This is a genomic window from Synechococcus sp. H55.8 (assembly GCF_047462375.1).
Taxonomy (GTDB): domain Bacteria; phylum Cyanobacteriota; class Cyanobacteriia; order Thermostichales; family Thermostichaceae; genus Thermostichus.
Genome location: NZ_JANSJC010000020.1, coordinates 1 through 12990, shown reverse-complemented (window position 1 = coordinate 12990; position 12990 = coordinate 1). Strand labels below are relative to the sequence as shown.

Below are 12990 nucleotides of genomic sequence, written 5' to 3'. Positions count from 1 at the left end.
GACCGTGAAAATCTGAGCGATTTGAGAGCAAACCGCTGCTAGACTGTGGAGTTGAATACAAATACCAAAGTTGGCCAACTTCTGGCCGCTTTGCCTACGCCGGCTCTCCTGAGAGTGGGCGCTTGACATCCGGTCATCTCAGTGGGGAGAAGACATCGTGGCAACGGGTGGATATGCGTTGGTGGACAGCCTGCACCGGCACGGGGTGCAGCACATCTTTGGCTATCCGGGGGGAGCCATCCTCCCCGTCTACGACGAGCTCTACAAAGCCGAATCTCAGGGGCTGCTCAAACATTTTCTAGTTCGCCACGAACAGGCCGCGGCCCATGCTGCCGATGGCTACGCCCGCGCCACCGGCAAGGTGGGGGTGTGCTTCGCCACCTCGGGGCCAGGGGCGACCAACCTGGTGACGGGCATCGCCAACGCCATGATGGACTCTGTGCCCATGGTGGTGATCACCGGCCAGGTGCCCCGCCATTTGATCGGTACCGACGGCTTTCAGGAGACCGACATCTTTGGCATCACCCTGCCCATCGTCAAGCACTCCTACGTGGTGCGGGATCCGCGCCAAATGTCTCGGATTGTGGCCGAGGCTTTTCACATTGCCGGCACCGGGCGGCCAGGGCCGGTGCTGATCGACATTCCCAAAGATGTGGGCCTGGAAGAGTTCGACTACCAGCCGGTCACTGAGGTTAATATCCCCGGCTACCGGCCCACGGTGCGGGGCAACCCGCGCCAGATCCACGCGGCGGCCAAGCTGATTTTGCAGGCCAAGCGTCCCCTGCTCTACGTGGGCGGCGGGGCCATCATCTCCGGTGCCCATGCGGAGATTGCCGAGCTGGCCCACACCTATCAGATCCCGGTGACCACCACCCTCATGGGCAAGGGGGCCTTCGATGAGAACGATCCCCTCTCGGTGGGGATGCTGGGCATGCACGGCACTGCCTACGCCAACTTTGCCGTTACCGAGTGCGACCTGCTGATTGCAGTGGGGGCCCGCTTCGACGACCGCGTAACCGGCAAGCTGGACGAATTTGCCAAGCACGCCAAGGTGATCCACATCGACATTGACCCGGCAGAGGTGGGCAAAAACCGCGCTCCGGACGTGCCGATTGTGGGAGATGTGCGCACCGTTTTGGTGGAGCTGTTGGCGCAACTGAGCAAAATGCCCCACACCCCTGGCCAGACGCAGGCTTGGCTGGAGCGGATCGAGCGCTGGAAGCAGGACTACCCCCTGCAGGTGCCCCGCTATGAGGGTGTGATCGCCCCGCAGCAGGTGATCGATGCGTTTCGTCGCCACGCTCCCCATGCCTACTACACCACCGATGTCGGCCAGCACCAGATGTGGGCGGCGCAGTTTTTGCGCAACGGGCCGCGCCAGTGGATCTCCAGTTCTGGCCTGGGCACCATGGGCTACGGCTTCCCAGCGGCCATGGGGGTCAAAGTGGCCCTGCCCCACGCCGAGGTGATCTGCATCAGCGGCGATGCCAGCTTTCAGATGAACATGCAGGAGCTGGGCACGGTGGCCCAGTACGGCATTGCCACCAAGGTGGCCATCATCAACAATGGCTGGCAGGGCATGGTGCGCCAGTGGCAGCAGGCCTTCCACGGCGAGCGCTACTCCCACTCGGATATGGCTCCGGGCATGCCGGATTTTGTCAAGCTGGCCGAAGCCTTTGGCGTCAAGGGCATGCGCGTCGATCACCCCGATCAAGTGGACGATGCCATCCAGGAGATGCTGCGCCACGAGGGGCCGGTGCTGGCCGATTTTGTGGTCAAGCGGGATGAGAACTGCTACCCGATGGTGCCTGCCGGCAAAGCCAACTACCAGATGATTGGGCTGCCGGAAAAGCGGCAACTGGAACAGGCCGCCGAGCTCATCTACTGCCCCAATTGCGGCGCCAAAAACCCCAGCCTGCACAAGTTCTGCGCCGAGTGCGGCACCAAGCTCTAGAGCCGGCGGGCCTGGCCATTGGGTCGAGGAGGGTGGGATCCCTCTGAGAAGGGCCGCCGTTGTTTAACCGCCGCCTTTCGTGGTCATTATCAAAATCAAATCAAATATCAGGCTGATCCCTGACCTCTGGAAGAGAGCCTAGAGGTGGTGGCACAGAGTGCTTACCAGGCCCACTGCGCTTGAGCCTATCAAGCAAGAGATTACGTATAGCGGGGACTGGATTTGAACCAGTGACCTTCGGGTTATGAGCCCGACGAGCTACCAGGCTGCTCTACCCCGCGCCGTTCTTCTAGCTTAGCCCCTTCAGCAGTCAGCCGGCAAGCCTACACCTCGGGAGACTGGGTACCGGACTGCGTGGGAACTCCCCGGCCAAGCTGTGGGAGTGTCAACCGAGTTTCGCCGTTTTGGGTGGGTATTGGCTTCAGGGATCCCTTCCTGGGCCAGAGTTTGCAGGACGGCTTGCACCTGCTTGCGGCTACCGATCATCCCCAAGTAATGGGGGCCGGAGTGATAAATGGCCCGTAGGGTTTGGCCATCGAGGTTGTAGCTGCGGGTGAGAAGAGCAATGTAGAGCTGCGGGATCCTCTGCAGATCGGGGATAAGCTGGGCAAAGGGCTGTGGGTACAGCCGCTCGGCATCGGGAAAGCGCTGAGGGGTTACCCAGTCCGGGCGGTCGTCCTGAACCCAAATGCGAAAGCCAGCCAGATAGGCGATACAAAGATCGAAGATCAAGCCAGTCCTCTCAGAATGGCCTGATGGAAGGCAACCCGAAAAGCCTGGAACCCGTTCTCCTGCCGACCGTGATAGACGGCGTTGGTGAGCAGGGCCACCACCAGTTCCCGCTCTGGATCGATCCACAGGGAGGTTCCGGTGAAGCCGGTGTGGCCGAAGGCGCCGGGGCTGAACGGGTAGCTGCTGGCCAAGGGATCCGCAGAGCGTAAGGCAAACCCCAAGCCTCGACGTTCGCGACCGCGCTGCGGAGCATTTGGCTGAGGCAACTGCTCGCGGGTCATTTCCCGCACCGTCTGCGGCTGCAGTAGGGATCCCGTCAAAAAACTCTCTCCGAAGGCGGCCACCTCCTCTGCCGTAGCGAACAGCCCGGCATGGCCGGCGATCCCGCCCAGGCGGGCGGCATTTTCGTCGTGAACCTGCCCCTGCAAACGGCGCCTTCTCCAGGGGCACAGCTCGGTGGGCGCGCAAGGGACAGAGGCAAGGGGTGGATGGAAGGGATCCCCCGGACAAAACCGGGTTTGGCTCAGGCTCAGAGGCCGCAAGACCTGGGCGTGCAAGATCTGATCCAGGCTGGCCCCGCTCAGACGTTCCAAAGCCAGGCCCAGCAAGATCAATCCCAGATCGCTGTAGACCACACGGGATCCCGGCTTGTAGGAAAAAAAAGTGTGCAGGGCCATGTGCCGGGCCGATGCGGCGTCGGGCTGTCGAAAAAGGGGTCGCCAGGCGGGCAAGCCGGCGGTGTGGGCCAGCAACTGCCGCACCGTCACCTGCCCTGCCGGGATCAGCTCGCCTTCGATTTCCGGTTCCACAGCAATCCATTTCCCCGGCTGCAGAGGATCCTCATAGGGGGCAATGGGGCGGGATCCCTGAAACTCCGGCAACAGGAGACTGACCGGCTGATCCAACTGCAACGCTCCAGCTTCCACCAAGACCATGCAGGCGGTGGCGGTGTAGAGCTTGGTCAGGGAGGCCAGGTCAAAACAGATGGCCAAGGTTGTCGGTTGGCACCGGGTCTCAGGGTCAAGATAGCCTGCCGCCCTTGAGTAAATACACTTTCCCCGGTGGCGAATGGCCACCTGGGCAGCGGGGAAAAGGCGCGGGACGGCGGAGTTGAGCAGCTCCGTCAGCAAGGCCGGATCCCAACTCATCTGCTTCGTCTCCCCCTGGCTTGGGGATCCTCAAGCCAACAACTGGTAACGGCGTTTACAAAAGCCTACCGTTTCCCTGGCTAGGATGCCACCGTGGCTGGTTACATTGCCCAAGGGATCCCGAATGCGGCTGGAGTTGTTGCAAGCCTTTTTGAACGTGGTGGAGACGGGCAGCTTTTTGGCCGCTGCTCGCCTCAGGGGTCTGACCCAATCGGCCATCAGTCGCCAGATCCAGGCTCTGGAAGAGGCCGTGGGCGCCCCGCTGTTGCATCGCAAAAACCCGGTGGCCCCAACTGTGGCGGGAGAACGGCTTTTGCCCCATGCCCGTCGCATCTGTCAGGAATGGCAGCGGGCTCAGGAGAGCCTTCGAGAATGGCTGCAGGGCCAGCAGACCGAACTCTGCATTGCTGGGATCCATTCCCTGATTGCCCATCAACTGCCGCCCGTGCTGCAACAGTTTTGTCAAGAGCACCCAGAGGTGCAGTTGCGGGTCACGGCTCTGGGCAGCGACCGCGCCTTGAAGGTGCTCAGGGATGGGCTGGTGGATGTGGCCCTGGTCATGGACAATCCCCTGATGACGCGGGGGGCAGAACTGGTGGTGGAGCCGCTGTATTCCGAGCCGATTCAGGTGTTGATGCCCTCCACCCATCCCCTCAGCCGCTACGAGCAGATCCCCTGGAAGGCGCTGGCCGAGTATCCTCAGGCTGTCTTCAAGGATGGCTACGCCATGCGCTCCTTGGTGGGATCCCATCTGGCCCGGCAGGGGCTCCCTCTCAAAGCAGCCCTGGAACTGAACACCCTAGATGCCTTTCGGGGAGTGGTGCGACAGGGGCAGTTGATCGCTCTCCTGCCGGAGTCGGCCCTGGTGGACTGCTGCGCCGATCCGGAGTTGCAGGTGCGGCCCACCGAGCCTCCCCTGTTGAGGCGGCAGGTGGTGATGGTCACCACCAGCGATCGCTACCAGATTCCGCCCATTCGCCGGTTTTTGCAGTTGGCCGCCCAGCTCATCAGGCAGCCCGAGGTTGAGCCCGCTTCCGGCACAGATCCCCACATCCCTCAGCCATCTGCCAGGTTGTTGTCAGTATCCTGAGTAGCCCAGCCCTCCTGATCGCCGATGCTATGAGCCAAGAGTTTCGCGAGCTGTTGAAAAAAATCGGCAGCGGCACCCATACTCACCAAGATCTCAGCCGAGCCGAAGCGGCCAGCGCTGCTCGCATGCTCTTGCGGGGGGAAGCCACTCCCGCCCAGATCGGAGCTTTTTTAATTGCCCACCGCATCAAGCGCCCCACCGCCGAAGAGCTGGCCGGTATGTTGGATGCCTACGCAGAATACGGCCCTCTTCTGCCCCAACGGGATTTGCCCCATCCTTTGATTATCTTTGGCCATCCCTACGATGGCCGCTCGCGGACTGCGCCGCTGGGGGTGCTGGTGGCTTTGCTGTTGGCCGCGGCAGGGGCAGCCGTTTTGCTGCATGGCTCCGGCTTTTGTCCCACCAAGTATGGTCTACCTTTGGAGGTCGTCTGGCGCCTCTTGGGGGTCGATTGGCGGGGGCTATCCCTGGGGCAGGTGGGGCAACTGCTGGAACAAACCGGGTTGGGATTTTTGTATTTGCCCACCTGTTTTCCCCAAGCCCAGGCCCTGATGGACTACCGGGATCAAATCGGCAAACGCCCCCCCTTGGCCACCTTGGAGCTGGTCTGGGCGCCCTACCAAGGCCCCTTTCACCTGGTGGCGGGCTATGTGCACCCGCCCACCGAGGCCACGCTGCTGGAGCTGTTTGCCCTGCGGGAGATCGGGCAATTTACCACCGTCAAGGGTTTGGAAGGCAGTTGCGACCTGCCGCGAGAACGAGCAGCTATCCTGAACCAGGGCGGGCAACGGCTGCTCCTGAAGGCTCGCGATTGCCACTTGGCAGGCCCAGAGATCCCTCTTGCCGGCGAAAAAGAGCTGCAGCAGCAGATGCAGCAGGTGCTCAGCGGCGATCCTTGTCAACTCACCCCAGCCGTTCTCTGGAATGGGGGCAGCTATCTGTGGCTCCTCGGCCATTCTCCCTCTTTGCAGGAAGGGATCCAACAGGCGCAAGACCTGCTTTGCTCTGGACAGGTGATGAAGAAGCTGAAACAACTGGCCCAGTTGATCGACCGCTCCTAGGGCCGGGATCCCTTGTTTCATAAGTTCACAAACTGGATTGAGGCACCCCCAGCCCCTCTCCCTGAGGGATCCCCTCACCCCCAGCCCCTCTCCCTGAGGGAGAGGGGAGTTGGGTTGCATCACCGGTTAAATAACTCTCACTCGGCAACAAAAAGCCCCCGGCCAGCTCCAGGGGGCAAGCAACGAAAAGTTGGATCCTCTAGGGCAACAACTCCTCGATGGCCTCCTCCTTGGTGTTGGTGCGGCGGGAGAGGGTGCGGCGGTCGAAGGTCATGTGGATCTCCCGATTTTGCTCGCCGTCGGCAGCCACAGCAAAGATGGGGAAGTCGATGTTGCCATCGGGGAAAGCCATGTGGAAACGGAAGGTGCCATCGGGGTTGAGCTGGATCTTGCGCCCGGCGATGGTGACGGTGGCATCCGGCTCCGTGGCCCCGTAGACGATCAGCTCGGCATCAGCCACCAGCCAGAACTTGCGGGAGCGCCGCGGCAGGACTTCGGAAGCGCCGGAGAACAGCCCCAGGCCCGATCCGGAAGCCATCCAGGGAGCAGCAGGCACTTCGGCCATAGCCATCCCCATCATACCCACACCCGAGGGGATAATGAACGAGCTGATGGCCTGCTCCGGCACCAGTTGACGGCTGCCCATTTGGTGGCTGCCAAACAGGGATCCCGCCACCCGCATTGCCTCGAAGTCGCCCACCATGTCCAGGAAGGGATCCGCCGTCGCCTCCCGCTGCGGCTCATCGCCTTTGTAGGCCACCACGCCCATGCCGGTGGCGCTGCGCTTGTAGGGCTCGGTGAGCTGGTAGAGGGTGCGGCCCTGCAGTGCCACGTCGAAGGGCACCGTCAGGAAGTGCTCTTCAAACCAGTCGGAAGGATAAACCGGGGGCACCATCACCGCTGCCGAGCGGGCCAACATCAGCCAGCGGCCATCTGCCGTCCGGTAGCCGATCTCCACCAAATAGGAGCGGTCGCTCACCGGGATCGGCAAGTACCATTCCCGCGCCAGCTCGTCGCAGGGGTACTCCTGCATGCTGTGGGCCGGTTGGCGGTCGAAATCAATATCTGTCACATCGTACAGACGCAGCGCCAACTGTTGGCCGCCCTCGCGGCGCTTGCTCTCCTTGGCTTCGTTGGGCACATCCCAATAGGCGTAGGCCCATTGGGGATCCCGCGGCAGCAGGACAATGCGGCTTTCGCCATAGCCGTCGGGCAGATCCCCCAGCCCCTTGTCTACATCGGCCAGATCCGGCTTGCTAGCTACTTGGCCGACATACTTCGTCCCGGTAACCGACTCTTGCCCGCTGGGCTCCGGCATCGCATCGGTGGGGCAGCCAGTTTTGGCCTGGGCTTCTCGAATGGCCTCGATAAGCTGGTCTTTGGTCATACGGCTGTACTTGGGGATCTGATAGCGGGCAGCTTCTTCTCGCAACTGCCGGATGGTCATTTCTTCCAACGGGATCCGCTCTGGTGGCATGGTCAGGGTCTCCTGTCTTCGACAACTCAGGCTTTGTGCAATGCTCCAGCTTCTAACCCAAAGGCCGATCCCAGCTTGTGGCTCAGTACAGCCTTGAACCTACTGGCGTGACGGCCTGCTTTGCACTCTCCAACCCCTGATGATTCCAGGTCGGGATCAACGGGGATCACAAAGAATGATGAACACATGTTTGCGTATTTTTGCCTGGCGGTCAAGAGCTTGGGGATCGCTGGGGATCAACGCCTGGCTTTCCCAGCCATCTTGAGCCAGGGATCCCGCCGCACGAGGGAAAAACATCGACCGCTGCTCTCCAGCCAAAGGGAGGACTGCGCGGGATCCCCTACCGAACCGGCCCTGCCTGGGTAGCATGGGGGAAGGGTGGGCGGCTGCAGAGCAAACCACAGGTTTTCAGGCCGTGAGGTGGGGGCATGAGGTGGTGGAAAGATAGAACTCAAGGCGCAGGGATCCGAGCGATCTTGGCAGCGCTGGGGATCCTGGTCTGGCCGGGGGAAGCTGTCGAAGCACAAACCCTGTTTCCTCCCCTTTACCGCCTGCAAGGGGGATCCCCTGCCCCAGCGGTTGAGAAACAACCCTTCCCGGAAGAAACGCCCTGGCGCCCGGTTACTCCCGACCAGGTAGAAGTAGAGTCGGCGGTTTCTAGCGAGAACCCAAGCTTGGAAGGGCCGATTTTCGATTTGGACTTGTTGCGCCAGTTCGGCAGCGGGGGCGGTGGCTCGGGTTCTGGCCAGGGAGAAGGGAGCGGGCCCGGCAGCGGCCAGAGCGGGGGGCGCGGCTCCAGCCCTGGCTCGGGGGTGGGCACAGGCCAGGGGCCAGGGGGGGGAGCTGGCCTCGAAGCAGGATCCCAGCGGCAAACCCCGCAGGTAACAGGGCTGATCGTGGATGCCCGCGGCCTGGATTTTCTCCCTAGCCAATCGATGCGCCTTTTGGATCCCGACGGCAACCCAGTTTACCCGCCCCTCAACCTTGGCCAGGATCTCAATGCTGCCTTTGTGGGCAGCGAGGGCACTGCCGCCTATACCACCTCAGAAGAGCAGGCCCGCTCGCTGGTCAACCGCATTGGGGAACGGCCCCACCGCATCCGCGCCACCCGCATGCTGGGCTACGACCTGGTGATCTCCGCCGAAGACGCCTTCAACCTGCGCCAGATGAACGCCAGCGATGGCTTTCTGGATCGCTTTGCCGTGGTGGTCATCTGGGATGGCAGCCAGGCCAGCCGGCCCTGAAGTCTGGCCCAGGGATCCCGGCGCTGGCCTCGAAGGGGATCTGGGGATGTTAGCCTAGCAAACGTGCTCCGCGCCGCCGACGCAAACGGCTTTTTCTGGGGATCCCAACCCTATGCAACGGTTTGCCAACCAACCTCTGCGGGAACGGCCTCATCTAGCGGTATTTTCTTCCAGCAAGGTGGGCAACTTCGTGGTCACCGTCCCCCTCCTGCGTGGCCTCAAGGAAAAATACCCCGGCTGTGTGCTGGATTTTTTCGGCAGCGAGATTACGCGCGACTTTGAGCTTCACTGTCCCTATATCGACTTCAGCTTCCCCCTCTACAGCCGCCGCCCCGATTACCTCGAGGCCCTAACAGCAGCAGTGCGGGATCGTGTGGCCCAGGCCGGGCCTTATGATCTGGCCATCAATTGCGACGAGTTCAGCGAGCTCAACCTGGTGGCGGTGACGGCCCTGCGACCCCAGTACATTGCCGGGGCCGGCCTGACCTTGGATTTTCGCCGCAAGCTGGATCCCGGCCCCGACCCGGTGCAGCGCATGCTCCAGGACGACGACTGGAACAGCCTGGAGTTTTTGCAGCGCTACAAAGATATTCTCACCAGCAACTACATTGCCGAGATCTTCTGCCGCCTGGCTTATGTGGAAACAGATTTTTTCCGCCTGGAGCTGCCCAGCCGGGATCCCGATTTTCCCGTGCCGGAAGTCCTGGTGCACATCACCACCACCCGCCGCGCCAAGATGTGGCCCTTGGAGTACTGGCGCCAGGTGATCCAGTGGTGCCGGGGGCAGGGCCTGCAGGTGGGGCTAATCGGCAGTGCCCCGGAGCTGCAGCGATCCCTCTACCACGGCGGCGGCGAAGATGAGCTGCTGGCGCAAACGGGGATGATCGACCTGCGGGGCAAAACCAGCTTGATCGAATTGGCCGGGGCCCTGAAGCGGGCGCGGGTCTGTATCTCCGTGGACGCGGGGCCGATGCACATTGCGGCGGCCGTGGGCTGCCCCACCATTGCCCTGTTTGGCAACGATGCCGATGGCGATGGAGCTAGCCCGGTGCGGCTGTGGGCACCTCGCCTGCCCCACGTTTACGTTACCCAAACTTCCTATAAATGCCGGGTCTGCGTGGAAAACAAGTTCAAAAACGAAGCCTGCCTGGTGGAGGGCCACCCCTGCATGGCCCACCTCCGGCCAGAAACAGTCATCGGCTACCTGCAGGAGATTCTAAAGAAGACCTAGGACTTCCAGCCGATCTCTTCCCTCACCCCCATCCCCTCTCCCTTTGGGAGAGGGGAGCTACAGAGCGAGGGGACAACTGTTGTTCATGGCTATTCGAGATGGCCATAGCTCCCAGGGATCCCCGTCTTTTTCCCTGCTGACCAGGGGGGTGGCAGAGAGTGCCCAGGAGCGCAGGTCGGATCCCTGACAGTCCGCTTAGGCTGAGAGTTCGAGGCTGAAAACTCTGTGCCTAAACCGTTTGGGTGTGAGCTGTAACGTTGAGAACGCGCAAGTGGGGCGGTTTGCAGAGTGGGGCCAAATGAGAGCCTGGCAAGGGGTTGCCCTGAAGCTGCTGGCCACCTTTTGCTTTGCCTGTTTGGGGGCGATCATCCGGCTCAACACGCCCGCCCTGCACCCTTTTGAAATTGTGTTCTTGCGCAACCTATTTGGGTTACTTGCCCTGGTGCCACTGCTTTTGCGAGCAGGGATCCACTCTCTGCGCACCGCCAAGATGGGCTTCTACCTCCTGCGCTCGGCAATCAGCACCTTGGGGATGCTGCTTTCCTTCTGGGCAGCCAGCCTGTTGCCTTTGGCGGAAGCAACGGCGCTGAGCTTTGTCCAGCTTTTGTTTGCCAGCCTCATGGCGGTCTGGGTGTTGGGCGAACAGATGCGCCCCTCCCGCTGGCTGGGATTGGGCCTGGCGTTTGCCGGGGCCTTGGTGATGCTAAGGCCGGGCTTTCGGGAGCTCTCTTTAGGGACAGGGCTAGCTTTGGCGGCGGCAGCCCTCTTTGCCTGGGTAACCATTGTGCTCAAGATCCTCGCCCGCACCGAGTCCAGCCTCACGATCACCGCCTACATGGGCCTGTTGCAGACTCCCCTTTCCTTCTTGGCTGCTGTTTGGGTTTGGAGCTGGCCTTCGCCGGAGCAGTGGCTGTGGATGGCGACAATGGGGCTGCTGGGCAGCCTGGGCCAGGTGGCCCTCACCCAAGCCTACAAGCTGGCCGAGGTGACCATGCTGCTGCCTCTTGATTTTTTCCGCCTCCTCTGGGCTAGCCTGATCGGGTTCTGGGTGTTTGCCGAGATCCCGGATGGGTGGACTTGGATGGGCGGAGCCTTGGTCTTGGCAGGCGCCACCTCTGGGGCCTACAGGGAAGCCCGGCTGCAGAGGGCCCAAACCCCGGCCTGGACTGGCAAAGTTGGAAAGCGGGAAGATCTCTAGGCCAGCCTAGAGCCGCGGCAGGACGGGACTGGAGCTGGTCAAGTCGGTGGTGGTGAGGGCCACCAGCAGGGCTTCCGGGCTAACGGGGAAGGGCAGATGGTGAATATCGGATCCCGGCTGGCAGGCCACTTGGGCAGCCTGCAGCAGCTCAGCGGATCCCAGGTGGTTGAGGTGGAGATCCCGCAAGTTGAGGGGCAGCCCCACCTGGCGGTAGAACTCCAGCAGCTGGGTGCGGGCGGCCAGCGCCAACTGGCTTCCCTGCAGGATCTCCTCTAGGCGGAGCTGGGCCAAGATGCCAAAGGCCACTTTCTCGCCGTGCAGGGTGGCCCGGTGCCCCAACAGATGGGTAAGGCCGTTGTGGACAGCATGGGCGGCCACGGTGCGACACTTGGCCCCTCCCATGCCGCCGACGATCCCCGCTAGGCAAATGCAGGCGTCCACCACCTGCCTCCAAGCAGTCCCACCTGGCTCCCGCAGGGCCGCCACCGATTTTTGCAAGAGCAAATCCCGTAAGACGCGGGCCTGCTGCACAGCGCCGATCACCAGGGCATCTTCTGAACTGCCGCTGCTCACAGAAGACTCGTACCACTTGGCCAAGGCATCTCCGATCCCGGCCACCAGGGTGCGTGCTGGCGCTTGCAGAATCAAGTCATAGTCCAGGATCAAAGCGGCAGGTGCCTGCTCCAAGGCCACATCCCGCTGAAAAGCTCCGGCCTCCGAGTAGATGTTGGACAGGGCGCTCCAGGCGGCACAGGTGGCAGCAGAGGTGGGCACCGTCGCCACCGGGATCCCCAACCGATGGGCCACCAACTTGGCCGTATCCAACGCCTTGCCGCCCCCCACCCCCAAAATGCCGGTTACGGATTCTGCTGTGGCCAGAGCCTGGAGACGAGCCAGCTCCGATTCGCTGCAATCGACGCCATAGGTGCTCCAGTAGACCTGAACGGCGGGATCCCGCTCCAGATTGCGCTTCAGGGGCAGTTCAGCCACAGCTAGCGATCGCTCCCCCCCGATCACCAACACGCGGGATCCCAGGATCGTCAGAGGTACGGCCTCGAGGATGCCGCTGCCGCGGTACAGCCGGCCTGGGGCCGGAATGGCCAGATCCCATTTGCAAGAAGAGGCGCTCAGCATTGCCAGAAAGGGGAGAGAAATCAGCTCAGTGTTTGTGAATACAGAACATGATCTTAGCGGCAAATCCTAGAGGTCTGGCTCGCCGCAGGGCTATAGTTAGGGCTAAGTTAGCGTCAACCTTCTCTGGCGCTCACCCAGCAGGGCAACGGTGCCGTTTAGCAACAAGGGATCATGAACCCGACGACCCAGCATCAGCTCATACTCAAAATTGTGGCCGGCTCCGCTTGGGCCGATGGGCATTTGGAACCCCAGGAACTGGCCTACTTGGGATCCCTGCTGCGCCGCTATGGTTTGGAGCACGATACCGAGCTGCGAGAACTGATCCAAAAGCCCATCCCGATGGAACAAACCGAGCGCTGGATGGCCGATTATCTTGCTCAGGCCAGTGAAACCGAGCGCTTACAACTTTTGGGAGCAATTGGCAACCTGATGATGGCTGACGACACAGTCTCTCCAGAAGAGCACACCCTCTTGGATGACTACCACACCCTCATGGCAGGGATCCCACCTCGTCCAGAATCGGCGCCCAATCTGGTGAAGGGTGTGGGGCAATTTTTCCGCCGCGTGGCCAAGGCTGTGAGGGGAGAGGCTTCCTAACACATTTTGACCACACCATCTGGGGAGCGGCGCAGGGAAAAGTTTGATTAACGTAAGGTGCGGAATTCCCCACCGTCTATACGGTGGGGATGGATAGCACCCTCTGACTGATTCTGGATGTATT

General features: G+C 61.8%; 12 protein-coding genes and 1 tRNA gene. 7 read left to right on the top strand and 6 right to left on the bottom strand.

Annotated elements, in window-relative coordinates:
• Positions 1-127: 127 nt before the first annotated feature.
• Positions 128-1954, top strand: a complete 1827-nt coding sequence (gene ilvB, locus NW862_RS09325) for a biosynthetic-type acetolactate synthase large subunit (RefSeq protein WP_414334131.1) — start codon at positions 128-130, stop codon at positions 1952-1954.
• A 207-nt stretch (positions 1955-2161) separates the two neighbouring features.
• Here ilvB and NW862_RS09320 read toward each other — a convergent pair.
• From NW862_RS09320 to NW862_RS09310, 3 genes are all read right to left on the bottom strand, one after another.
• Positions 2162-2235, bottom strand: a tRNA-Met gene (locus NW862_RS09320).
• A gap of 22 nt (positions 2236-2257) precedes the next feature.
• Positions 2258-2686 carry an XdhC family protein gene (locus NW862_RS09315; protein WP_414427115.1) on the bottom strand — a complete coding sequence of 143 codons (429 nt, stop codon included), beginning with the start codon at positions 2684-2686 and terminating at the stop codon, positions 2258-2260.
• Positions 2683-3834, bottom strand: coding sequence for a serine hydrolase domain-containing protein (locus NW862_RS09310; RefSeq protein ID WP_414336081.1), 1152 nt, complete (start codon positions 3832-3834; stop codon positions 2683-2685). The genes NW862_RS09315 and NW862_RS09310 overlap by 4 nt, the downstream gene beginning before the upstream one ends.
• 124 nt (positions 3835-3958) lie before the next feature.
• On the opposite strand from NW862_RS09310, the gene NW862_RS09305 reads away from it, so the two are divergent.
• Entirely contained in the window at positions 3959-4924 is a 966-nt protein-coding gene (locus NW862_RS09305) for a LysR family transcriptional regulator (protein ID WP_414336079.1), read from the top strand.
• Between the two features lie 29 nt (positions 4925-4953).
• On the top strand, positions 4954-5985 hold the full coding sequence (locus NW862_RS09300; protein WP_414336078.1) for an anthranilate phosphoribosyltransferase family protein: 1032 nt from the start codon (positions 4954-4956) through the stop codon (positions 5983-5985).
• A gap of 199 nt (positions 5986-6184) precedes the next feature.
• Here the strand turns inward: NW862_RS09300 and NW862_RS09295 are convergent, their stop codons facing one another.
• Positions 6185-7462 carry a DUF4912 domain-containing protein gene (locus tag NW862_RS09295; RefSeq protein WP_414349021.1) on the bottom strand — a complete coding sequence of 426 codons (1278 nt, stop codon included), beginning with the start codon at positions 7460-7462 and terminating at the stop codon, positions 6185-6187.
• Between the two features lie 156 nt (positions 7463-7618).
• Positions 7619-7759, bottom strand: a complete 141-nt coding sequence (locus tag NW862_RS09290) for a hypothetical protein (protein ID WP_414427114.1) — start codon at positions 7757-7759, stop codon at positions 7619-7621.
• A 131-nt stretch (positions 7760-7890) separates the two neighbouring features.
• On the opposite strand from NW862_RS09290, the gene NW862_RS09285 reads away from it, so the two are divergent.
• From NW862_RS09285 to NW862_RS09275, 3 genes are all read left to right on the top strand, one after another.
• Entirely contained in the window at positions 7891-8706 is an 816-nt protein-coding gene (locus NW862_RS09285; protein ID WP_414427113.1) for a hypothetical protein, read from the top strand.
• 112 nt (positions 8707-8818) lie between these two features.
• Complete coding sequence (locus NW862_RS09280) at positions 8819-9937, top strand: glycosyltransferase family 9 protein (RefSeq protein WP_414427112.1); 1119 nt, start codon at positions 8819-8821, stop codon at positions 9935-9937.
• Between the two features lie 298 nt (positions 9938-10235).
• Positions 10236-11135, top strand: coding sequence for a DMT family transporter (locus tag NW862_RS09275; RefSeq protein ID WP_414336121.1), 900 nt, complete (start codon positions 10236-10238; stop codon positions 11133-11135).
• Positions 11136-11141: 6 nt separating this feature from the next.
• On the opposite strand, the gene NW862_RS09270 is transcribed toward NW862_RS09275, so the two are convergent.
• Positions 11142-12269 carry an iron-containing alcohol dehydrogenase family protein gene (locus NW862_RS09270; RefSeq protein WP_414347060.1) on the bottom strand — a complete coding sequence of 376 codons (1128 nt, stop codon included), beginning with the start codon at positions 12267-12269 and terminating at the stop codon, positions 11142-11144.
• Between the two features lie 171 nt (positions 12270-12440).
• Between NW862_RS09270 and NW862_RS09265 the strand changes: the two genes are divergently transcribed.
• Positions 12441-12866 (top strand): TerB family tellurite resistance protein, encoded by a 426-nt coding sequence (locus NW862_RS09265; protein WP_414336125.1) that lies wholly within the window; start codon positions 12441-12443, stop codon positions 12864-12866.
• The last annotated feature ends 124 nt before the right edge of the window (positions 12867-12990 follow it).